The sequence below is a fragment of the Rhizobium sp. CB2179 genome (genome assembly GCF_057653455.1).
Map to the genome: position 1 here is coordinate 2804910 of NZ_CM172781.1, position 21890 is coordinate 2826799.

Annotated in this window: 20 protein-coding genes; 4 read left to right on the forward strand and 16 right to left on the reverse strand. The window is 58.5% G+C overall.

Going from position 1 to position 21890, the window contains the following annotated elements; all coding sequences use genetic code 11:
* Positions 1–202: 202 nt before the first annotated feature.
* Both AC244Q_RS14115 and AC244Q_RS14120 read right to left on the reverse strand, forming a co-directional pair.
* On the reverse strand, positions 203–1210 hold the full coding sequence (locus AC244Q_RS14115; protein ID WP_164902290.1) for a LacI family DNA-binding transcriptional regulator: 1008 nt from the start codon (positions 1208–1210) through the stop codon (positions 203–205).
* 161 nt (positions 1211–1371) lie between these two features.
* Positions 1372–2286, reverse strand: coding sequence for a LysR family transcriptional regulator (locus AC244Q_RS14120; protein WP_128406184.1), 915 nt, complete (start codon positions 2284–2286; stop codon positions 1372–1374).
* Positions 2287–2399: 113 nt separating this feature from the next.
* On the opposite strand from AC244Q_RS14120, the gene AC244Q_RS14125 reads away from it, so the two are divergent.
* The 3 genes from AC244Q_RS14125 to AC244Q_RS14135 all read left to right on the forward strand — a co-directional run bounded on the left by AC244Q_RS14125 (position 2400) and on the right by AC244Q_RS14135 (position 3407).
* Positions 2400–2792, forward strand: coding sequence for a limonene-1,2-epoxide hydrolase family protein (locus tag AC244Q_RS14125; RefSeq protein WP_128406183.1), 393 nt, complete (start codon positions 2400–2402; stop codon positions 2790–2792).
* Positions 2793–2886: 94 nt separating this feature from the next.
* On the forward strand, positions 2887–3138 hold the full coding sequence (locus tag AC244Q_RS14130; RefSeq protein ID WP_128406182.1) for a hypothetical protein: 252 nt from the start codon (positions 2887–2889) through the stop codon (positions 3136–3138).
* Complete coding sequence (locus tag AC244Q_RS14135) at positions 3135–3407, forward strand: cysteine hydrolase family protein (RefSeq protein ID WP_128406181.1); 273 nt, start codon at positions 3135–3137, stop codon at positions 3405–3407. The genes AC244Q_RS14130 and AC244Q_RS14135 overlap by 4 nt, the downstream gene beginning before the upstream one ends.
* Before the next feature lie 39 nt (positions 3408–3446).
* Here the strand turns inward: AC244Q_RS14135 and AC244Q_RS14140 are convergent, their stop codons facing one another.
* The 10 genes from AC244Q_RS14140 to AC244Q_RS14185 all read right to left on the reverse strand — a co-directional run bounded on the left by AC244Q_RS14140 (position 3447) and on the right by AC244Q_RS14185 (position 14832).
* On the reverse strand, positions 3447–4409 hold the full coding sequence (locus AC244Q_RS14140) for a sugar phosphate isomerase/epimerase family protein (RefSeq protein WP_128406180.1): 963 nt from the start codon (positions 4407–4409) through the stop codon (positions 3447–3449).
* On the reverse strand, positions 4406–5431 hold the full coding sequence (gene iolG / locus AC244Q_RS14145; RefSeq protein WP_128406179.1) for an inositol 2-dehydrogenase: 1026 nt from the start codon (positions 5429–5431) through the stop codon (positions 4406–4408). Before iolG ends, AC244Q_RS14140 begins: the two co-directional genes overlap by 4 nt.
* 55 nt (positions 5432–5486) lie before the next feature.
* On the reverse strand, positions 5487–6650 hold the full coding sequence (locus tag AC244Q_RS14150; protein WP_128406178.1) for an agarase: 1164 nt from the start codon (positions 6648–6650) through the stop codon (positions 5487–5489).
* A gap of 3 nt (positions 6651–6653) precedes the next feature.
* On the reverse strand, positions 6654–7124 hold the full coding sequence (locus AC244Q_RS14155) for a hypothetical protein (RefSeq protein ID WP_128406177.1): 471 nt from the start codon (positions 7122–7124) through the stop codon (positions 6654–6656).
* 4 nt (positions 7125–7128) lie between these two features.
* Positions 7129–8286, reverse strand: coding sequence for a substrate-binding domain-containing protein (locus AC244Q_RS14160; protein WP_128406176.1), 1158 nt, complete (start codon positions 8284–8286; stop codon positions 7129–7131).
* A 33-nt stretch (positions 8287–8319) separates the two neighbouring features.
* Positions 8320–9315 carry an ABC transporter permease gene (locus tag AC244Q_RS14165; RefSeq protein WP_206641059.1) on the reverse strand — a complete coding sequence of 332 codons (996 nt, stop codon included), beginning with the start codon at positions 9313–9315 and terminating at the stop codon, positions 8320–8322.
* Positions 9312–10886 (reverse strand): sugar ABC transporter ATP-binding protein, encoded by a 1575-nt coding sequence (locus tag AC244Q_RS14170; RefSeq protein ID WP_206641058.1) that lies wholly within the window; start codon positions 10884–10886, stop codon positions 9312–9314. The genes AC244Q_RS14165 and AC244Q_RS14170 overlap by 4 nt, the downstream gene beginning before the upstream one ends.
* Before the next feature lie 272 nt (positions 10887–11158).
* Positions 11159–12127, reverse strand: a complete 969-nt coding sequence (locus tag AC244Q_RS14175) for an alpha/beta fold hydrolase (protein ID WP_281024070.1) — start codon at positions 12125–12127, stop codon at positions 11159–11161.
* 400 nt (positions 12128–12527) lie between these two features.
* Positions 12528–13307, reverse strand: coding sequence for a hypothetical protein (locus AC244Q_RS14180; RefSeq protein WP_128406175.1), 780 nt, complete (start codon positions 13305–13307; stop codon positions 12528–12530).
* A gap of 787 nt (positions 13308–14094) precedes the next feature.
* Positions 14095–14832 (reverse strand): SDR family oxidoreductase, encoded by a 738-nt coding sequence (locus AC244Q_RS14185; protein WP_206641057.1) that lies wholly within the window; start codon positions 14830–14832, stop codon positions 14095–14097.
* A gap of 362 nt (positions 14833–15194) precedes the next feature.
* Here AC244Q_RS14185 and AC244Q_RS14190 point away from each other — a divergent pair, with 362 nt between their 5' ends.
* On the forward strand, positions 15195–17240 hold the full coding sequence (locus tag AC244Q_RS14190) for a C1 family peptidase (protein WP_128406174.1): 2046 nt from the start codon (positions 15195–15197) through the stop codon (positions 17238–17240).
* Between the two features lie 40 nt (positions 17241–17280).
* Here AC244Q_RS14190 and istB read toward each other — a convergent pair whose 3' ends face one another.
* The 4 genes from istB to AC244Q_RS14210 form a co-directional block, all read right to left on the reverse strand.
* Positions 17281–18015 (reverse strand): IS21-like element helper ATPase IstB, encoded by a 735-nt coding sequence (gene istB, locus AC244Q_RS14195; protein ID WP_128408307.1) that lies wholly within the window; start codon positions 18013–18015, stop codon positions 17281–17283.
* Between the two features lies 1 nt (position 18016).
* Positions 18017–19516, reverse strand: a complete 1500-nt coding sequence (gene istA, locus AC244Q_RS14200; protein WP_113341084.1) for an IS21 family transposase — start codon at positions 19514–19516, stop codon at positions 18017–18019.
* A 150-nt stretch (positions 19517–19666) separates the two neighbouring features.
* The gene (locus AC244Q_RS14205) at positions 19667–20665 is read right to left on the reverse strand and encodes a DUF3616 domain-containing protein (protein ID WP_128406389.1); all 999 of its coding nucleotides are present in this window, start codon (positions 20663–20665) and stop codon (positions 19667–19669) included.
* Between the two features lie 66 nt (positions 20666–20731).
* Entirely contained in the window at positions 20732–21802 is a 1071-nt protein-coding gene (locus AC244Q_RS14210) for an N-acetylmuramoyl-L-alanine amidase (RefSeq protein WP_128406390.1), read from the reverse strand.
* Positions 21803–21890 lie beyond the last annotated feature (88 nt).

A 21890-nucleotide genomic window follows, 5' to 3' on the forward strand; every position in this document is an offset into this window, starting at 1 on the left:
AGGGCGTATCGTCTCGATCTTAGGGAAGTTGAGCGTTTTCCCCGATCGATTCTCCTGCAGAATCCAGGAGTTAACGCTTGTTCGAATTCCCTGAATCTAGGAATACGGACCGCATGTCCGATCCCGCTCCGGTTTCGATCGACTGTTGCGAGGGATTCCGTGGTCGATGTGCTTACGATATCGCTTAGCCTGTCGGCTTTCTTCAAAAAATCGTCGAATGCTTGCTATAGATGATCGATCTCGTGAAAACTTCCCGCGGTGACTGACCGCCGGCTATGCGCGTCGCCACGATGTTGATCGCGTCGGCGATCTCTTCGTAGAAATCATGGGAGATGACGAGGTCTATCACCCCGGCGGTCAGGAGTTCCGGAGCTGTTTCGGTTTCGTGTCCGATGAAAATCACATCGTCCTCAATGCCATAATCCACTAGCGCCTTCGCGATCCCTGCGTTGCCGCCAGATACGTTATAGATCGCAAGCGGGGGAGCATTCTGTGCAAGATAGTTGCTGAGAGATCGATGGACGAAGACGGAGTCGCAACGGGAATCGAACTTCTTGTCAATTCGTAAAAGAGGCGACTCCTCAGCTAGTACCTTTCGGAACGCGGCCTCGCGCAGCTGCTGTGACCAGAATGGAGCGCTGCCGACGCAAAGCACGTTGCCCTCCTTGCCTCGTAACATTCTTCCGATGAAGTTTGCCGCGATCGCTCCTGCGCTGGACTGATCGTTTCCGACGTAAGCGCAGCGGCTTGAGTTCGGCAGATCGGTGGTGAAACAAACAACCGGAACGCCCTTGTCAGATACGTTGCGAACGGCGCGCGTAACTATCGGGTGCTCGCGAGTGGCGACAAGCAATCCGTCGGCGTACCTAGCCTGCCGCTCGATCGCCTGAGCGATAGTGACCGGGCTGTCGCCAGCCACTTGCATCAGTTCCAGTTCCGCGACAACATCGTCGTGCTTGTCGAGATAGATCTCAAGGGCGGCTTTGAGCATGCCATTGAAAGCGACGCCGCCTTGAGACACGATTCCTATATGCGTCCTTTTGGGTTCCAGTTCACGGCTTTCCAGCTGAGCAAGCGCCTCCAGGACTTTTTTTCGCGTTGCAGGGGCGACGCCGTCGCGACCATGAAGCACACGGTCGACAGTCGCCTTTCCAACGCACGCGAAGTCTGCAATTTCAACTACCGTCGGACCCTTCCAATGCTGCTTCATGGTTTCTCCTCCCAGGTCAGCAGTTAGGTGCCATCCGTGGATTGATTGACTAGCGACTCCTCTCGCTACCAACCGTCGGCGGACAGGGTTATGAAACACTCGTTCCACAATTCCGTCAATGTATTTTATGTCCTCCGAACGGGAAGGAGTTTCCCGGTTAGTCAACCAGCTACAGCTGATGCCCATTCGCTTATGAGATTCTCGATCATCCACCTCCCACCCGGCCCCGGCGGCCGTGATCGCTTGAAAGTGATTGACAGGGGAATTGGTTTCCAGCCGTTGGGTAAATTCTCAACCTCGGTCCGCTTTCTCTCGAGGCGTCCTGTCTTCAAATCCTCCTCCACCAAATGGACTGGCATTAGACCCCACCCAAGGCCAGCGCGAAGAAACTCCAGCTTTGATCCCAGGTCAGCCACCCGCCAAACCTTCTCTGAAAACACCCCGAAGGATCGCCCAGTCGATCGTGAGGTCTTGTCCGAAATTATAAGTTGGTTGTGCTGACTTAACGCCAAATGCGTGATCGGCTCTCTTTCTGTGGAGAGAGGATGAATGGTCCCGACGACAAGACACATGGGTATGTCGCAAAGCGGTGTCGTTACGAACTCGGCCGGCGCGTCGGGCAAGGTCCCAATGATAGCAAAGGAAGCCTGATTGTCCCATACGCTTTGTAGCGTCGATCCGAGCGACTCCGAATATACCGAGAGAGCGGTATGCGGAAATTCCCGCCGGAACCGATCGATGACAGCTGTCAGTCTCGATGTCGGTAGCATGACATCCACCGTGAATGCTAACTCAGCCTCTACGTTGCCTTGAAAGTTTGCCGCCTTGGCTTTGAACGCATCGGCTGCACCAAGAGCACTCTTGGCATCCGCTAACAATGCCCTCCCATGTTCAGTCAGCTCGGTGCGCCTACCGTTCTTCCGGAACAGCGCATAACCAAGTTGCGACTCCGTTGCTGTGACGGCCTCGCTAACCGCCGACTGCGCCTTGCCGAGGAAGCGTCCGGCCGCTGACAGTCCTCCCTGCTCCGCTACGGCGACAAATGCCCGTAGGCGCTCAAGCGAAACGTCTTTCATAGCGACCCCATCGGAAAACCCGATAGAACATATCTAGTTTCATCGGCTTCTCAAGCGTCCCTTCTCCGCTTATTCGGGATGGAGAGCCAGTGCCGAGAAAAATGGAGATCGTAATGCCTGATGCTACACCGATTGAGATCGCCAAGACGTTCTTCGGCCACTGGAATGCCAATCGCATCGACGAGGCCTTGGCAATGCTGGCCACCGACGTAGTCTACGACAACGTCCCGCTCCCTAATATCATCGGCGCTGACGCCGTCGCGAAGTTCCACAAGGAGTTCGGTATCGGTACGGCGTTCACGCTGGACTGGCAGGTGAAGGCGATCGCTGCAGATGGCAATGTCGTCCTGAATGAACGTGTCGACATCTTCCGCCATCAGAACGGCGGCACCATTACGCTGCCCGTCATGGGCACCATCACCGTCGTAGACGGCAAGATTACCGTGTGGCGCGATTATTTCGACGCAGGCGATTTCGATCGCCAGCTGTCGGGTATCAAGCGGTAAGCAGACCCAACTCCATCAAATGATGACTGTCCGCCGGGCCTTCCAGTCCCGGGTGCGAAGCCGTGCGCCCTCGCGCGCAACCAGGAGAACACCAATGACCCTGTCCGACATTGCTCGCCGCGATGTACTCACGTTGATGGCCGCCGGAGTGGCCGTTAGCGGCTTGCCGCAATTGGCTGCGGCGGCTTCATCGACCAAAGCCGATCCAAAGTCACAGAAGCCATCCCCTCAGAACGCGGTCTGGAACCACGACCAAGTGGCGCTCCTGATCATCGATTATCAGCCCGAAATGTTCGCGGCAATCCGCTCGGAAACAAGCGTGGAGAATCGAACACGCTCTATATGATCAAAATCGCGAAAGGATTGGACATTCCCATCGTGCTCAGCAGCGTCGGTGGCTACGAGGTCACGTTTGTGGCGGATATGGTCGGCGGGCAATCCCAGATCGCACACATCAGTGCGCTCCAGCGGATCACTCAGGCCGGCGCGATCCCGAACTCGGTCCTCGGCGTGAGTGCCGAACTGTTCAGGGACTGGAAGTCGTTGGAGGCCCAGAAAGCGAAGCCCGAGATTATCGCCTACCTTGAAGAGCTTCATAAGCGTCGCCTGCGCTGAGGCATGCACGGCCGGACAACATCATCGATTCACGCGCTTTCAGATAGCCTGCGGAGCGAAGTCGGGACGCTCGAAGGGAACGGCTTGGTTGAGCACGGCGACAGACCGTTCAACACCTTCCCGCCGCGAGAACGCAACGTCTTCGTGCTCAATCGAGAGCCAGCCGTCGTAGCCGAGAAGCCTCAAGCGGTAGACGAATTCCTTCCACCATTCCTGGCTTTTGCCGAAACCGAGCGTGATGTAGCTCCAGGCCCGGTCGCTCACCTTGTCCAGCGGTCCGTTCTCGAGGCGGCTGCGCGTGGCAGCGGCTCTCCCGTTGATCCAGGTATCCTTGGCATGGACATGATAGACCGCCGAACCGAGTGCCTCCATCGCGGCAAGTGGGTCGGCCCCCATCCACATCAAATGGCTCGGATCCAGGTTCGCACCGACCACCGGGCCGACCGCTTCCCGGAGCGCCAGCAGCGTTGGAACGTTGAAGACAAGTTGGTTGCCGTGGAGTTCGACGCATAGCTTTTCCACGCCGTGATCACGTGCGAACCGCGCCAACGAGGTCCAATAGGGGATCAGCTTCTCAGCCCACTGCCATGCCAAAATGGTTTGTGTCTCCGGTGGCCATGACGACACGATCCAGTTGGGAAACTGTTCGTCGGGCCCCGCCCCCGGCAATCCTGACATAAGGCAGACTTTGTCCACGCCCATGTGACCCGCGGCCCTGATGGTATCGCGAACCACCTTGTCCTGGCGTGCTCCGTCGGTCGGATGAAGCTGGTTTCCGTTTGCATTGAGAGCGATGACGGATAATCCGTGGTCTTCGACCATCGTTCGGAAATCACGAGCGGCTTGTTGATCCGCCGAAAAGGTTGCGAGGTCAAAGTGCTTTCCGGCCGACCAGTTGCCTGTATTGAATTCGATACCTGAAACCCCGAGTTCGCGGCTCGTAAGCAGCAGCTCTTTCAGGGCGAGGTGAGACAGAGAGTCTGAGACCATTCCGATCTTCACTGAGCGACCTCCAGTTCGTAATCGACATACGACACCCTTCCAGACTTCCATGAGGCGTAAGCCGCCTCTGCCAGCAAAAGGGCTCGCCTTCCGTCCTCCCCTGTAGGCGACGGGTTCTCCTGTCCAGCCAATACCCAGACGAAGTGATCCCACTCGTTCCGGTAGGATTGCTGATAGCGTTCCAGGAAGAAGAACTGAGGCTTCTCGCGGCGGACGCCAGCTTCCGTTTCCTGCACAAGGTTGGAAATCGCAACGTTCTCGGTCCTCAACGTTCCGGCCGACCCGTGGGCTTCGACGCGTTGGTCGTAGCCGAAGCTTGCCCGCCTGCTGTTGGTGATGACCGCTATGCGGCCCGTGGCAGTCTGCATGGTCACCACAGCGGTATCGATATCACCGATCTTCATGATGGATTCGTCGGTCAGGGTGCTCGCCATGGCGGTCACGCTGACGATCTCCTCTCCGAGGATGAAGCGCGCCATGTCGAAATCATGGATCGTCATGTCACGGAACATCCCGCCGGACACCTTGAGATATTCGATCGGTAGAGCGCCAGGATCTTTCGATACGACCGTGACGAGCTCCAGATCGCCGATTTCGCCGGCAGTGATGCGCCGCTTCATCTCAGCGACGGCAGGATCGAAGCGGCGGTTGAACCCGAGAAATAGAGGTGCGCTCGCGCCCTGAACGGCGGACAGGCAATCGTTCACCCTCGAGATGGACAGGTCGATCGGCTTCTCGCAGAAGACGGCTTTGTTCGCCAGAAGACCGCGTTCGAGCAGGTCTGCGTGGGTGGGGGTTGCGGAAGCGACGACAATCGCATCGACGCTTGCATCCTCGAGGGCTTTGTCCTCGGCAACGACCTGCGCCCCGTAAGAACGAGCTAGCTCCTGCGCGGCAGTGCTGTTTGGATCGATCACGTACTTCAGCTGTGTGAGCGGATGATCGGCTATGTTTTTAGCATGCACGTGGCCGATGCGGCCCGCACCGAACAGGGCCACCGAAAATTTGGTTTCAGTCGTCATTGGAACCTCTGAAAGTTTACGACAGTGGGGGCCGCAGTTCGCGGCCCCGGACGGATCAGGCGTTTTCGTAGAGCGACGCGACCCGAGTTTGCCATTCTTCCGCGGCCGCCTTGTTGAACTCCGTCACCGGATCGACCATGTCACGATATGGCTCGTCCCATGGATCTTTGAGACCCCAGCCCCGAGCCAGGTTTTCGACATAGGCGCACCAATGCCAACCGATGAACCACGGCTGGCTGAACTGCGCCCCGATCGACGCAACGTAGTCGGCACCTCTCGCCGCCTGGGAGTCGAGTTTCGATGCCCGGTTCGGATTGAGCTTGGTGGCGGTCCAAGTACCCATGTCGGCGTTTATCACAGGCTTGTCGGCGATCTTCTGCCAACCCGCGAGGTCGTGGATCATCTTCTTCCTGTCAGCCTCAGTGGGGCCGCCGAAATACTGGATCGAAAGGACGTCGACGTACGGCTTGAACGCCTCTAGGACGGGCGTCGGAATGAGCTTGTTTCCGTTATAGCGGTCGCCGAGGATCAGGTGGTTGGGATCGATCGCCTTGATGTGACGGGTGATCGTCTCGTAGTACTTCGTGGCGACTTCGAATAGCTTCTTGTCGTAGGCATCGCCCTTGAGCCCTTCGAAGCCCGGGAAGAAGCGTCCTGTCTGGTGAGGGACCCACGAGGCGATGTCGACGAAAAAGTAACCGAGCAGGTTCTTGCTATCAGCGTGGTCGTAGCAGATGCTACGTGCGAGGAATTGGCAATGGACATCGAAGTCCTTGGAGAATACGTCCGGAAAAGCGGGATTGCCGTTCCAGTCCTCGATCGGAGCGACGCGGATCGGAACGACGTAGGGCATTCCGGATGCCTTGAGCTCCGCAGAGGTCCAACCCGGTGAATGACCGATGTCGAACGGCTCGCCGAACCAATCCTGCTCTTCGTCGATATCACCACTGATGAATTCCTGGGTCCACCCGACGGTGTTGAAGCCCCAGGACTTGATGTCTGCCAGGAAACCCTCGCGCATCCACTTTTCGCGCGAACCGTACTTGCGCCTCCAGATATCGATGTTGTGTGGATATTTGAGGTTGGTCTCCTCACCGTGATTGAGACCGATGGAGACGAAGGCGTTGCCATCGGGGTCAACGAACGTCCAGGCATCCGGTCCGAGGCGCTCGAGCCGGAAGAATCCGGTAGCGCGGAACTTGGGCTTCGATAGGGTCATTTCTCATCCTTTCGCATCTACTTCTTCACACTTGATCGGCAGCCGCCACGTGCTCGGGTTCCCTTCCCGCAGCGCCGCCAGACTTGTCAGCTCGTCGGCCGCAGCGGAGATCAATGCCTCCATTTCTGCGAGCGAAGCGATCGCATCATTGTGGGTCTGGTCGCCGGGTTGTTCACCGATGACTGCCCTGAGCGCAGTTGACCGCCTGACGAAACCCTCGACGTCCGGGCCGTTCCGCCCAGTCACACGAGCATGTTCAATCGCCCGAAACGCTAGCCCGGCGGTTTCCCGGAAATCATTCATTGCCTGTTCGGCAAACGCTCCATTCACTCGCCCCGAAAGCTTCATCAAGGCCGCGCTTGCATAACGTCTCGCGGCCACGAGGCGGCTCCAGGCATCGGAGCAATGCGGGCAGAGATGTGCGCCGAGGTTGGACGTCACTACGGCCGTTGCGTTCGCCTGGAGCCGCTTCATCGCGTTACATGCAGGTCTTGTTTTTCTGGCAGGAGTTCGTCAGCTCCTTTGGCGGCTCCGCCTGCCAGACATCACGGTATGCCTCGTCGAGGTTCTGCGGCAGCACAGGCGTCGACGGTACGACGACCCAGGCCGGGACTTCGTTGCCGAGAAGCACCTGAAGCGCTGCCTCCGCCTCGGTGACGCCTTGGTGATAAGGACGTTGCCCCGCAACACCTTTGACCAGACCGCACTTCGAGATTTCCATTGCCACGGCGTTTCCGAGGTCGACGGTGGCGATCGGCACGTCCAGTGCCTGCGCACGAAGTGCGGCCGCCACCTGCATAGCCGGGGCGTCGAAGACCACGAACAGGCCGTTGACGTCGGGGTTTGCCGTCAGGAAGTTCGCTGCGACGTCGCCAGCCTTGCTTGGATCAAGGAAGTCGGCCTGCTTGATCCTGGCGTCGGGGCGGTTCGCGGCGAACCATTCCTTCACGCCGCGGGTGCGTTCGTTGGTGACGAAAGAGTCGATGCCGTAATTGATGATCCCGAGCACCCCTTCCTTGGGAATGAAAGGATTGATCATGCGGGCTGCGACTTGGCCGTTGCCCGGGTTGTCCGGCGAAACCATCGCCTGGAAGTCCGTAGGGTACTTGAGGCCGTTCGGCACCTGCTGCATCAGGATCAGCTTGATCCCCGCCGCGCCAATGCTCTTGTAAGCCTCGGATTGGGCCGTGGTATCAAGCGGATCCGCGATGATCGCATCAGGTTTCAATTGAATAAGATCACCGATCTGATTGTTCTGCTTGTCGATTTGCCAGTTCGGATCAGCGACCGCGACGACTTCCGCTCCATACTTTGCAAGCGTGTCGCGGATGCCCCGCTCCTGCAGCTTGGACCAATCGATATCCATTCCGGGCATCACGAGAGCGACACGAAACTTCTTTTCCTTGGCCTGTTTTGCCTGCTCCTCTGTGAGCTTGACGCTGTCGATGCTTGCGGGTTCTCCCGGTCCCTGGCCGACGACACCGGTCGGGTTGAGAGATGCCGGATCGAGCTTCGAAGCGATCTCGCAACCCTGCCCGGCGGCGATGGCGGGGACCACCGACGCGATGAGCGCCGAAGCGATCAAGAGCCCCCGGTAGCGGTTGAGAATTCCCGTAGTTCCACGTTCATTTCGCATGCGTTCTCCTCCTTTTGCTTGCGATGGATTCCCTCAGCGTCTGCTGAGCGTCACGGAGACCCAGATGATCAGACCCTTGAGCGCCAGCTGAACCGAGGGGTCGATGCCGATCAGCACCAAACCGTTGTTCAGAATTCCGATGATGAGACTGCCGATGATCGCGCCTTGCATCGTCCCGCGACCGCCGGACAGCGCGGCCCCGCCGAGAATGACGGCGGTGATGACATCGAGCTCGAGTCCGGCGGCGACGTCAGGCCGAGCGGCATGGGAACGGGCGGCCAGGACAAGGCCAGCAAGTCCGGCGAGCGCGCCGACGATGACGAGGCTGGCAATCTTGATGCGGTCAACGCGGATTCCCGAGTAGCGGGCCGCCTGCGGATTGCCTCCGGTTGCAAAGACCTTGCGGCCAAAGACGCTGAGATGGAGAACCACGCCACCCAGCAGGACAACTCCGATAGTCCAGGCGATGGAAGCTGAAAGGCCAAGTACATGCCCGTCGCCGAATACGGCAAAGAAGGCGTCGTCATCGATCAGCACCGCGTGGGTTTCTGTCCAGACCATCGCGATACCCCTCGCGATACTGAGCGAGCCCAACGTGATCAGAAACGAAGGAATACGGAGTTTCGTCGTCAGGATGCCGTTGACAAGACCGATCCCCGCTCCGGCCGAAATCCCGGCTAGAGCACCGACATACCAGACGCCCGTCGCGCCGATAACCATCGCCGCAGTCACACCGGACAGCGCGAGGTTCGAGCCCACCGAGAGGTCGAACTCTCCGGAGACGATAACGAATGTCATGCCCACCGCCATGATGGACACCAGCGCCGTCTGTCTCAGGACGTTTGCAAGGTTTCCGGTGCTGAAGAAGACCGGAGACATCAAGCCAAAGAAAATGATCAGGATGGCGAACGCGATGTAGAGCATCGCACCGCTCCTGACGATCTTGTCCTTCCACTGGATGGCCAGCTCGTCCCAGCTGGGTTTGTATTGCGCATCCAGCCCGGATGCTGCTGCCAGTTCCTTGCTCACTTCAGCGACTCCTGTACGAGATAGTGGAGATGACTTTCGTCCTTGATGCCGCTCACGGCCAAAGGCTCGGCCGGACATCCCTCGGTGACGATCGAAATGCGGTCACTGATCAAAAGCAGTTCGGCGAAATCGGATGAGACAACCACCACCGCCGAACCGTTGTCGGCCATGGAACGGATCACCTGATAGATCTGCTCGCGCGCGCCGACATCCACGCCAACCGTCGGCTCGTCGAGAAGCAGGATTTTTGGCTGCGGCGTCGTCCATCGTCCGAAGACAACTTTCTGCTGGTTGCCACCCGAGAGCGATCCGACGACCGTCTTATGGGACTGGGCTTTCACTGAGAGGTGCGCCATGGCAGCCCGTGCGAACTCGGCTGCCGCGCTCTTGCGGAAAAAGCCGTAGCGGCCAAATCGCCTAAGCATCGGCATCACGATGTTCTGCTCGATGGTATGATCCAAGATCAGTCCTTCGACGTGGCGGTCTTCCGGCACGAGGCCTATACCCCGGTTGATCGCGTCAGCGGCATCTCGGATTTTGACAGGCGAACCTTCGATTTCTATCGACCCTGAATTGATGCGATGAAAGCCCGCGATGGTTTCGAGAACCTCGGTGCGTCCGCTGCCGACCATCCCCGCAAGGCCGAGAATCTCGCCGCGTCGGACCGACAGGCTTGCATCACGAAGACGCGAAGTGCACACGGACTTGAGGTCCAGAATGGCAGTGCCGTCGCCAAGGGAACGGAGCTCACTCCGCTCAACGCGGCCCGACCGCCCCTTCGTCTCCGCCCCTACTATTTCACTCACTAGCTTGGACATATCCACGCCGCTCGTTTCGAAGGTTCCAACGCTCGCGCCGTCTCTGAGAACGACAATCTTGTTGGAAAGCCGGAACACTTCATTCAGGCGATGGGTGACGTAGATGACCCCGACGCCACGCTTGGTAATCTCGGATATGGCCTTGAAGAGGATTTCCTCCTCGTCGGCGGAAAGCGCCGATGTCGGTTCGTCGAGGACGAGGACGCGCACGTCGCCGATCAGAGCCTTAGCAATCTCTGCCAGCTGTCGGTATGCGAACGGCAGGGATTCGACTTTGTCACTGGCGCGCAGCGGAAATCCATGATCGTCCAGAAACTTCTGGACGCGCCTCGTCACCTCGCCTCGCTTTACGAAGCCGAAGACAGATGGCTCACGGGCGAGAAGAAGGTTGTCTCCGATCGTCATCGACGGAACCAGGCTGAGTTCCTGGTAAACCACGGCGACACCTGCAGCGCGCGACGCGGCGGTCGAGGTAAATGCGCAGGGAAGACCCTCCACGGCGATGTCTCCGCCATCAGCGGATGTGACCCCCGCCAGGACCTTGATGAGCGTCGATTTTCCGGCACCGTTCTGACCGAGAAGCGCAACAACCTCTCCGGCGTAGACATCGAACGTCACGCCCCGCAGAGCCTTGACGCTGCCGTAGCTCTTGGTCACGCCATCGAAAGAAATCACCGGAGCGGCTTTAGCGCGCACGCCCGGTTGATGACTGTCGGCGTTCTTGTCTGGCTTCCATCGTGTTTGCGAATTCACTTACAGCTCTCCGCGTCAGGACTTCCCGGTTCCCCGGGCATTCTGATTGGGAGGGTGACCCACAACGTGGATCGAAGTCCGCTTCTGGCGGAACCGATACTGATCTCTCTCCCATGGCGGCAGATTTCTCCTTCTGCCGACGAAAGAAGATTACGCGTTCGGGCCGAGACGATCAGTGAGAGAATCGGCCATTTCTGAGGTGAAACGCCCCAGCACTTTGCATTGACAGCTAACGAAAAACGCCGCCCCTGAGGGCGGCGCTTGGTTGGCTTCTAGCGCTCTTGCCAGAACCTGATTATCGCATCGCTCACTTCCTCGGGGCATTCCTCCGGAAGGTGGTGCCCCACACCTTCGAAAACGATGCTCCTGACGTCCTTGCTGAACTGGCTCATCGTTTTAAGCAGGTTATCGCCATCCGCGTCAGAGCCGCCCAGGCAGAGGATAGGCATCTTGAGCGACGTCTTGCACCGCTGGGCGCTGGCGGCAATCCCCTGCGCGCTGAATACCTGACGATAGTAGTTCAGCCCGGACCGCACTGCTCCAGGCGCTGCGAACACCCGCAGGTATTCCTCGAACGCGTCATTGTCGATCGTCCAGAGTCTGGTCGATTTGAACGCACCGAAGAACCATTGCAGGAACTCGCGCTCGCGCCCGTGGATAAGGGCTTCCGGAAGGTCCAGAATGCGGTTGAAGCCGAAATGCCACGACCGCGAATTCAGGAACTTGTCGGGATAACCGGCCGGCGGTGGCGGCGAGACGCCGGGGATCGTCGCGTCGGTCACGACCAGCCGGCGAACGTCCGATTGATAGTTGGCGGCATGCGCATGGACAATCCACGTCCCAACGTCGTGACCAACGATATCGACCGGACCATCGGCGTTAAGGCCGAGGCGGTCGATAAAGTTGTGGAGGTCACGCGAAACGGTCTCGAGGTCGTATCCCTCGGCGGGTTTGTCGCTGTCGCCAAAACCACGCGGATCGATCGCGTAGACCCGTCGTCCGGCCGCGGCAAGGCGCGGTATGACGAAACGCCACGCGTACCAACTCTGCGGCCAACCCGGTACCAGGACGACAGGTTCCCCCTCGCCCGCGACCACATAATGCAGGCGCACCTCATCATCGACTTCGATCAGTCCGTGCTCCAGCCCTTCGATGTCGACAATGCGGCTTGACCGCGGCGCTGGGTAAGTCGGCCGCATCGGCACGCGCGTTGACCGTGCCTCCGTGACATTCGCATCCATCCTAATCTCCCTTTTGCAACTTGGTCCACGGGACCGAGGCAAGCCTTAACGGATATGGACCAAATGGTCTCTAATCAATTAGGAGGCAAATGATGCGATTTAGCTCAGTTGCTGCATTGACCAAGGCTAGCAAACTACCTCGCCTTACCTTTGCTCACGGCACGCAAGACGGCGCAACAGGCCGCCCGACCTGTGGAGATTCTGAAGCGCGGCGATAGCTTGCCGGGACCCGACGGGACGACGGAGACACCGACTCTTGCAGAGATTGGAGCGCTAGCAGATGAAATCGATCTGGACTTGCCACCACTCGCTGCCCTGCGCCCGTACTGCGCTAACGCGCTACGATGCCTATATGGTCGACAAGTGCTCACACCAGAATAAAATCACAAGAAGACGATGACTACTTAGCTTGTAAGCTGCATCCGACGCTAGCCACTTGCCCAGACGAACCAGGGGTACCTGACGGTGTCGGAGTTTTCTTCTGTATGTAAAGTCCAAATTTGCCGTAGAATGTTCCGTCCAATAAGGGGAAGGCCTCATCATGTGGCGAATTCGGCGACTTTGACTCTTTGAACATCATGTCAAGCGAGCCCCAGTACGCAGGGTAGCGGCCTATCAAAGGCTCGGGATCGTTCCCTCGTTGGTAGCAACCATACCCGAACCCAATATAGCCTTCAGACGAAATGTTATCGAGCCTGTAGAACCCGGGGACTTTCGAATGCTTGTTCACGAATGCGGCGTTCAATTGATTTGTCTGTTCGCTGACGAGCAAATCCATAATTTCCTTGGTGTCGGAAACGACTTCCCAACGATCCGGTGGCAGCAAGTCGCTTGGCTTCACGGGAACCTGAAGACAGTACTTCGACCACCCACAAAACTGACGCGAGATGGTCAGCAAGTCACCTGGTTCCGATGTTTTGGCCTTGATTTCCCCCTCGTCGGCCAAGACCAGGAAATTGGGCTTAGCGATGTTGATGTCGAGGAGCGTGAACGCGTAGAGCTCGGCATACGGAGCCAAGGCGGGCAATGTGAATTGGCTGACCAACCCGCCAACGATAGCACCAAGTACTACAAAGAAGGTTTCCCTCGTTAGTCTTCCGAGCCAATGCCCAGAGTTTCTCGACGATTGCGCACGCCGGGAAGTATGTTGCGCGGCCTGCTGTGCTCTCGTCTTTTTCAAATCTGCCCCCAACGAAAAAGCCGGAAGCTTTTTCAGCTTCCGGTTTTTGCTCTCAACCTCAGCATTGATGAAGCTTGACCGACTCGACGGGGTGCGGCTCTTCGAAGAGTTTTAATATAGTCATGATCATCCGCCTCCAGTAAAGGTTGAGCGCTGCCTTTAAACTTAAAATATAATTTAAGATTAATTAATCAAATTACAATGGTCCTGGATTTTCATTCCGTTCCATGAAGGCTTTGCTCTTCTTTCTAAGCCTGCCGCTAATCCTTCTAAACGTTGCGCGTAAGCACAATCCCTAGTCATGGAGCACAATCCCCAGTCATGGACTAGGATGAGCGGTAGCGGCTCTTGGATCGCCACTGATGTGACCAATCGCACCGCGGCGACCGGTGTCTGTGAAAATTCCGGCACGCTTAATTGTGGCTTTGCTTCCGGAGTGTCTGAGAGCTCTAACGGGAAGGAAACACACCTCATCGTCTGGAGATCCCAGCCGGACCATCTGCTGTCCCCAGCCTTCATTCGACGACCCTGACGAACGACCAGACAAGGTGCTGAGTGGATACCGATCGGCTGTGCTTTCTATCCAGCACGAATCCGATACGGGCAGCGGAAATCCAGCTTGTAAGCAGCGATCGGCATTTTCCGCTTGAAGTCTGCGATCAAACGGTCCTGGACGCCGAAGACCAGTTTTCCCAAACCCACCACCGGTTTCGAACTCTTTCAATCGATGTTTAATTGATGGGCGCGCGGGCCAGACTCTCGGATCCGCGCGCAATCCTTTGCTCTGCTATGCGGCAAAGCCACCGTCAATACGAAGGTTCGCGCCTGTCACCATTCCGGCTTCAGGTCCGGCAAGATATGCGACCATCCCGGCGATTTCCTCGGGACGGGCATGCCGTCTGATAGCCATGAGATCGTGCAAGCCCGACGCTTGGGCTCCCTTTTCCGGGTTCATGTCGGTATCCGTAGGACCCGGCTGGACATTGTTTACGGTGATCCCCTTAGGACCGAGGTCTCGGGCCATTCCTGCGGAGAGCCCGACAAGTGCCGACTTGCTCATCGCGTAGACACCGCCGCCCGCGCTCGGCACTCTATCGGCATTGCAGCTCCCGATGTTGATAATCCGACCGCCCTCGCCCATGTGGGCCGCAGCCGCCTGTGATGCAACGAAAACTGATCGAACGTTGACAGCCAACGTGTGATCGAAATCCTCAAGAGAGAAGGTATCGAACGACGACCAGTAGAGGACGCCAGCGTTATTGACCAGGATGTCCAACCGGCCGAACACATCGCGCGTCTGGCTCACCGCTGCGCGGACAGCGTTGGTGTCCGCGGCGTCTGATCGAATAGCCAAGGCCTTGCCGCCTGCGGCGGCGACCGCATGCACAAGCTCGGTAGCCGCCTTCTCCGAGGTGGCGTAGGTGAATGCAACCGAGGCTCCATCGCGCGCTAGCCTCTCAACGATGGCAGCGCCAATCCCGCGCGCACCTCCGGTCACTATTGCGACCCTTCCGGACAGCGGCATATTTCTATCGGACGTCATGCTTTTTCCTTTTCTTGAATGAATGTCGGCGGATATGTAACGATCGGTCCACAATTATGCAAGCGAGACCGAGGTTGTGGGCTTTAGACAGTATGGCAATCCACGCCTATCGAATGCGGAGCCGCTTCGAGTTGCTGCTTGCTGTAAATTGCCGGCCACTCCAGTCGCCGAACTAACCCTAATTGGGTAGATTTACTTGTGGTTTAGCTGTGATAAATTATTCACGTTTAGGTAAAGTAGAGTGATCATGCCGTCCAGAGGGTGACGTTGAAACCGCGCATCGACCGCGATTTCTGCTGATGCCAATCGCCGCGGGGTGCATGGTTGGCCCTGGAGGGGGGAGAATGGCACCTAAGAAACCAAAGCAGCCTCAACGCGTTTTCGATGCCTTGCCCGACACCATCGATTTCCGAGACGCAATCTTCGTCCCGACACTGGTCCGGGTTCTGGCCCAGTCGGATCTGGCGAGGTACCGTGGCTTGGAACTCCCGGTCCTGAACCAGGGCCGCGAAGGAGCCTGCACCGGGTTCGGACTTGCAACCGTCGCCAACTTCCTCCTGCGGGCCCGTGGACAAGACCCAGACGCCGATGAAGTCAGCGCGTGGATGCTGTACACCATGGCCAAGCGCTACGACGAATGGCCCGGAGAGGCATACGATGGATCCAGCGCTCGGGGCGCGATGAAAGGCTGGTTTAAACACGGTCTTTGTGCCTACGCGCTGTGGAAAGAGCGGGACCCTGATCCGACGCTGGAGGACAAGCGGTCTGCCGATGCTCTCGCCCGCCCGTTGGGCGCGTATTTTCGCGTCAACCACAAGGATCTGGTCGCGATGCACGCGGCGATCACCGAGACCGGAATTCTCTATGCGACAGCCCGGGTTCATGCCGGCTGGCAGGCGGTCAAAGAGGGAGACGAAAACATCGGCTTCCAACCAGGCCAGATCGGCGGGCATGCATTCGCCATTGTGGGATACGATCGCCGTGGCTTCTGGATACAGAACAGCTGGGGTGAAGGATGGGGCTCTGGAGGCCTGGCTAACCTTTCCTATGCTGACTGGCTCGCGAACGGATCGGATGTTTGGGTAGCATCCCTCGGTGCGCCAGTGGATCTTACGTCGGCACTGGCGACAGCCAACATGCGGGCAGATGCTCCGCGTAGCTATGAAAGCCAGATCTATGCCGACCTTCGCCCCTACATAATAACGTCGAAGAACGACGGTGTCCTTGACGACAAGGGGACGTACGGCTTGACCACCCAAGGCCTCAAGACGCTTGTCACCGACAGAATGCCAAACGCGATGTCAGCGTGGAAAAAGAAGCGGGTCTTGCTTTACGCCCACGGGGGGCTCGTCGGACAGGACGCCGCGATCCAGACGGTCTCGAGCAACCTTGCGCCGTTGCTCCAGTCGGAAGTCTACCCACTCTCATTCATATGGCGGTCCGATGCGTGGACGACAATCGAAAACATCCTCCGGGATGCGGTTGGCAAGCGCCGCGACGAAGGCTTCCTCGACCAGGCAAAGGACTTCATGCTTGATCGTCTTGACGACACGCTTGAAGTCCTCGCGCGAAGCCTCGGCGGCAGATCGCTCTGGGACGAAATGAAAGAAAACGCCCAGCTCGCCACAAAGAACCGGATGGGTTCGGCAAGGCTTGTCGCGGATCACCTCATAACCCTTCACAAAGCACAGAAGCTCGACGAGCTCCATCTGGTCGGACACAGCGCCGGATCGATCTTCCATGCGCCACTTGTAGAAAAGCTCGCCGCCGCAAACGTCCCAATCAAGAGCCTCAACCTGTGGGCTCCTGCGTGCACAATGGAGCTGTTCGAAGCGTCGTACCTCCCGGCGCTGAAGAGCGGCGCGGTGGAACAGTTCGACCTTTACACCTTGGACGACGCTACCGAGCGGGACGACGACTGTGCGCAGATCTACCACAAGTCCCTACTTTACCTAGTCTCAAACGCATTCGAAAAGTCGCCACACATTCCGGCGATACGCCCGGGAATACCTCTGTTGGGTTTGGCCAAAGACGTCGAAGAGGCGATATCCGACGTGTTCGACGGCAAAAGTCGGAAGTGGTATCTGGCACCGGGCAACGGCAGTAACGCAAGACGACACGGCGACTTCGACAACGATCGAACAACGTTGCTAACCACGCTGCAGAGGGTGCTGGGCGGAACAGTTTCCTCTATGGCCAAAGATGCCGCCAGCAAACGGCCGGTTGCGTCCACTGTCCAAAAGCGCGAATTCAGGAGGCAGCTAGACCGCAAACTGGCGAGCGATCCTGTCAATCGGCATCGTAACGGGACCCCTTATCGGCTCCCAAAAGGGACCCCTGCCTCTGGTTGCATAGGGTCAGCGCGCGTAGGCCCGGAGCTCTCCATTTAGCGCAGGGGCCTGCGGGCGCGGGTTGTTTGTCTTTTCGGCTTTAGCTTTGAGAGCGGTTTTTGAAGCGCCAGGATTCATTCCCGGTCTCAACGATTTCGCAATGGTGGGTTAGCCTGTCGAGGAGGGCGGCGGTCATCTTGGCGTCGCCGAAGACGGCCGGCCACTCGCCGAACGCCAGGTTCGTCGTGACGATGATCGAGGTCCGCTCGTAGAGCCTGCTGATCAGATGGAAGAGGAGCTGGCCGCCGGCCTGAGCGAATGGGAGGTAGCCGAGTTCGTCCATGATGACGAAGTCGAGCCTGGTGATGAAGTCGGCCAGCCGCCCCTGCTTTCCGCTACGTGCCTCCGTCTCGAGCCGATTGACGAGGTCGACGACGTTGAAGAAGCGGCCGCGTGCGCCGTTGCGGATTAGGGCGCGTGCGAGCGCGATGGACAAATGGGACTTCCCCGTGCCGGTTCCGCCGACCAGAACGATATTGTGCTGCTCGGCGAGGAAGGCTCCTGTCGCAAGCTGGCGCACGAGCCCTTCGTTGACCGGCGTGTCGGTGAAGTCGAAGTCGTCGATGTCCTTGGCCAGCGGCAGCTTGGCGACGGTGATCTGGTATTTGATGGAGCGCGCCTGCTTCTCGGCGATCTCCGACTGAAGTAGGTCGCCGACGATGCGTGGCGGTTCGTGCTGCCGCTTGATGCCGGAGGCCATGATCTCGTCATAGGCGCTGCGCATGCCGAACAGCTTCAGCGTGCCCATCATGTTAAGGATTTGGGATCGTTCCATATCAGCTTGCCCTCCTAAGGCTGTCGTAACGGGCGCAATCGGCCAGAGGCTCGTGGGTCAGGCGAAGCGCGTCGGGAATGGAAAGGATGGCGGCCGGCTGCGGATCACGCTTGCGGGCCAGGATGTTGATGATGACGGCAGCCGAGAATACGCCCTGATCGAGCGCCTCCTGGCAGGCCGCTTCGACGGCGGGGAGTCCGTCCAGGCCCACACATTCGAGGATCGACACCATCTGCCGGTCGCCGTCATGCATGGCCTTCAGCCGGCGGCGCACCTTCTCCATGGCGGCGGGCAAAACCCAGTCGTGGAATGGCGCACCGTTGCGCAGCGCTCCCGGTTTGCGGGTCAGGACCGGCACGTAATGCCAGGGATTATAGATCGTCTCGCCACGGCCGAAGCAGCGATCGTGTTGGCCGATCTCCACGCCATCCTGCCGGATGACGATGCGATCGGCATAGGCATGTATCTCGGCCGGGCGGCCGACTGCCGTGGACAGCACCGAGTATTTGTTGTTGTCGAAACGCACGAGGCAGGTCTTGCCGATCGAGGCCTGCACTGCGTGGAAGCCGTCGAACTTGCCGGGATAGCCGACCAGGTGCGGCCGTTCCGCATCGAACACCTCCCAGATCGTGCGCTCCGTTTGATCGACATGCTTATGGGCGCGGGCATAGCTGATGCACTTGTCCAGCAACCAGCCATTCAGCTCATCGTAGGATTTGAAGCGCAGCCGCGGCGTGAAGAAGCGTTCCCGCACCAGATTGACCTGGTTCTCGACCTGGCCCTTCTCCCACCCCGACGCCGGCGTGCAGGCCACCGGCTCGATCAGGTAATGGCTGCACATCTGCAGGAAGCGGCGATTGTACTGCCGTTCCTTGCCGACGAAGACCGTCTCCACCGCGGTCTTCATGTTATCGTAGATGCCGCGCGTGCAGGCCCCGCCGAAGAACGCGAATGCCCGGTCATGGGCATCGAAGACCATCTCCTGCGTCTCGCGCGGATAGGCTCTCACATACATCATCCGGCTGTGACAGAGCCGGACATGCGCCACCTTTACCGTCGTCGTCACGCCGTTCAGCACGACGATCTCGTGGCTCCAGTCAAACTGGTAAGCCTCGCCCGGCGCATAATAGAGCGGCACGTAGGCTTCCGCCGTTACGGAGCCGCGTTCCTTCGCCCAGGTTCGGGCGTAGCGCCGGACTGTGTCGTAACCGCCCTCGTAGCCGAGGTCGCGCAAGTCCTCGAATATCCGGATCAGTGTCAGCCGTTCGCGAGAGGATTTGGCCTCATTGGCGAGCAGCATTCCATCGAGCTGATCGCGCCAGGGGCCGAGCTTCGGCTGAGGTTGACGGGTCCGCTCATATTTGAACTCCGTCTCATCGCTGCGCAGAACCTTCCGCACCACTTTCCGCGATATGCCAAGCTCCCGGCAGATCGCCTTGATCGACTTGCCCTGCACACGGGAAAGTCGACGTATCTTTAGAATTGTCTCCACAACAAGCATCCAAATAAAAAGCCTCCGATGAAACCGGAGGCTGTTGTAACCCCATCGCAGATGGGGGTCCCGTTTGGACGCCGATCACCCCAAATGCGGGGTCCTTATTCCATGCCTAATCACAAGCGATCCGGCAGTGACCCGATATTGATGTCGGGTTCAGTGAATGACCGGGATGTCGAAAATGCGCGGGGGCAGCGGCACATCTCCGTCATCGAAGACCAGACCGCGGAATGCGTCATTGGTCGGAGACATGACCATCAGCGTCTCAGGCTGGCGGTCTGCGGACCCGGGCGGCCCAAGCTCGACCTGTTTCACAGGATCGTGGCCCGGACTCCAACTGTATACGAGAGCGCGGCCGCCCTTGCGATCTTGCGGGCCGGAAAGGATGAATATCTCACCGCTTTTGACAGCGAGGTCTCTGATTACTTGCTCGCCTTCCAGCTTCAGCTGGTGAGGTTCGAGCGTACCCGACGCGCTGCCGAATAACCGATCAACCGATGTCTCGCCAATCAGAGCGCGGCTATCGTCGGTCAACGGACCCCGAAAGCCCACGTAGACCTTCCCGGCCACTACCGCGAGGCCCTCGATATTTGTTCCGCCCTCCTCGGGCGACAACTTGTTGGCGGCTTCAAACCTACTGTCTTCATCTAAAAGCTCCTCGAGGACACTGCTTCGCTCGATCGAGGCCGCAACTTTGTCTTCGGTACCGACGTCCGCGACGCCGGCTAGAGCATCCGCAGGCACGCGGTAGACGAAATATCGTGATAACTGCTTCTCACCCGCTCGGCTCCGTCCGTGAGAACCAACGAAATAGAAATAGCCGTCAGCATACGAGATACCCTCGACGTCAGCCTCCTTGAATTTCACGTCGTCAGGTCCGCGCTTGGGTAGAAGAAATACTCGAGTTCCCAGAACGAGCACGCCTTTCTCGATCTTGAACGTCAGGGCGTAGCGATATTCGTCGCCCACCAGCACGCAAGTCTTTTCATCGGGAGTACATGCAGAGCCGCTGACTTTGGTCGCTTCGCCGGCCTCGGTCGCGGAAGAGGTCTTCGTCTTCAGCAATTCGGCCGGAGCGAGAACTTCAGCTGCGCTCGATGCGTAAGGGAGCGCCAAGGACACACACAGTGCGGCAACAAAACGCCCTCGGACCATCGCCCGCCTCCCATCCCAAGGTTAGACAAGGCAGGTGCCCTGCCCTGTCTATTTCTGGACTGCCGCTCAGGCAGCATTCGTCAGAAGCTCGCCCTCAGCGTCATCCTCGCCATGCCCCAGCGAAGCGACAAACTGAGATCGCCTGCCGAAGCATTCCCAGTATTTTGCCCAGAAGCCGTTCGGAGTGTCGAAGGGAAACTTGCGCGGATCCGATCGGGATCCGTCGGTGATAACCTGGCGATGTGTTGTGATATCGGAAGCCCCGAGGTCGAACTCGTGAGCTAACCAAGCACACAGACGCGCAACCGATGTCACCTGCGCATCGGTGTATACCGGACTGAGGCTCAAGTCGGACTTCTGCACGATTTCGATACCCACCGTTATCGAGTTGACCTGGGCATTTCGGAAACCCCGCCAAGCAGTGCTTCGGCCAGCGTGATTGCAATAGTGCGCCCGGAGGTCAGGGTTAAGTTTCCAAATGGACCCGTCGCGCTCGACAGTGAAATCCACGCTGACTTTACGACCGTCTTGCGGGTTCGAGAGATAGATCGTGTCATTGTGACTGCCGGAGCCTGCCGTATCGTGCAAGACAATCCCGAGCACCGGCGAAGAGCGCACGTTGAGATATTTCGCCCTAAGTTCATGCCAAGCGGGTGCGCTCGGCTCGATGTCATTCGAGTTTCCAGCTTCGATCGGCCGGACCACGCCGTCAACGTGAATAAGGTCGGCTGCCTGGCCAAACAGCGCGGTGACCTTTGTCACGTAGCTAGGGTCAGCAGCATATCCCGACGAGGCAAGGTAGCGAACGTACGCTCCTGGAGACCCGCAATTGTTACGCCAATCGGTGTAGGGGCCTGAATCCACGAAATGCCAATACCCCTTGATGAATTCGCCGACTGACGAAAACTTGCAATAGGTCGTCATTTCACCGTCGCTGCCTCGATAGTCGACGGGCTCGGCAAATCCGACCATACGCTGGCGGAATTTGAGGCCACCGAAATTCAAATGCTCTTTGGCAAGAACACTCGTGCCGCGCCCCGACTCGAGTATCCACTGCGCCAGCGATCCGGTCTTTGCCGGAACAGGAGCATCCGCATAAGCCTTATAATTTGTTACAAGATCTTCCCATGCTGACATCGCACGACTCCCTCTACGCCCGCTCGCCGCCTTTGGGTGGCGCAGCAGGGCTCTGAACAATGTGAACGATACGGCGTGTACCAGCGAC

What these genes read in the sequence shown, in the direction of transcription:
- AC244Q_RS14155 (WP_128406177.1), bottom strand. Translation starts at nt 7,124, where the DNA reads ATGAAGCGGCTCCAGGCGAACGCAACGGCCGTAGTGACGTCCAACCTC.
- AC244Q_RS14210 (WP_128406390.1), bottom strand. Translation starts at nt 21,802, where the DNA reads ATGTCAGCATGGGAAGATCTTGTAACAAATTATAAGGCTTATGCGGAT.
- istA (WP_113341084.1), bottom strand. Translation starts at nt 19,516, where the DNA reads ATGCTTGTTGTGGAGACAATTCTAAAGATACGTCGACTTTCCCGTGTG.
- AC244Q_RS14150 (WP_128406178.1), bottom strand. Translation starts at nt 6,650, where the DNA reads ATGACCCTATCGAAGCCCAAGTTCCGCGCTACCGGATTCTTCCGGCTC.
- AC244Q_RS14175 (WP_281024070.1), bottom strand. Translation starts at nt 12,127, where the DNA reads ATGGATGCGAATGTCACGGAGGCACGGTCAACGCGCGTGCCGATGCGG.
- AC244Q_RS14185 (WP_206641057.1), bottom strand. Translation starts at nt 14,832, where the DNA reads ATGCCGCTGTCCGGAAGGGTCGCAATAGTGACCGGAGGTGCGCGCGGG.
- AC244Q_RS14130 (WP_128406182.1), top strand. Translation starts at nt 2,887, where the DNA reads ATGACCCTGTCCGACATTGCTCGCCGCGATGTACTCACGTTGATGGCC.
- istB (WP_128408307.1), bottom strand. Translation starts at nt 18,015, where the DNA reads ATGGAACGATCCCAAATCCTTAACATGATGGGCACGCTGAAGCTGTTC.
- AC244Q_RS14205 (WP_128406389.1), bottom strand. Translation starts at nt 20,665, where the DNA reads ATGGTCCGAGGGCGTTTTGTTGCCGCACTGTGTGTGTCCTTGGCGCTC.
- iolG (WP_128406179.1), bottom strand. Translation starts at nt 5,431, where the DNA reads ATGACGACTGAAACCAAATTTTCGGTGGCCCTGTTCGGTGCGGGCCGC.
- AC244Q_RS14160 (WP_128406176.1), bottom strand. Translation starts at nt 8,286, where the DNA reads ATGCGAAATGAACGTGGAACTACGGGAATTCTCAACCGCTACCGGGGG.
- AC244Q_RS14190 (WP_128406174.1), top strand. Translation starts at nt 15,195, where the DNA reads ATGGCACCTAAGAAACCAAAGCAGCCTCAACGCGTTTTCGATGCCTTG.
- AC244Q_RS14125 (WP_128406183.1), top strand. Translation starts at nt 2,400, where the DNA reads ATGCCTGATGCTACACCGATTGAGATCGCCAAGACGTTCTTCGGCCAC.
- AC244Q_RS14135 (WP_128406181.1), top strand. Translation starts at nt 3,135, where the DNA reads ATGATCAAAATCGCGAAAGGATTGGACATTCCCATCGTGCTCAGCAGC.
- AC244Q_RS14115 (WP_164902290.1), bottom strand. Translation starts at nt 1,210, where the DNA reads ATGAAGCAGCATTGGAAGGGTCCGACGGTAGTTGAAATTGCAGACTTC.
- AC244Q_RS14120 (WP_128406184.1), bottom strand. Translation starts at nt 2,286, where the DNA reads ATGAAAGACGTTTCGCTTGAGCGCCTACGGGCATTTGTCGCCGTAGCG.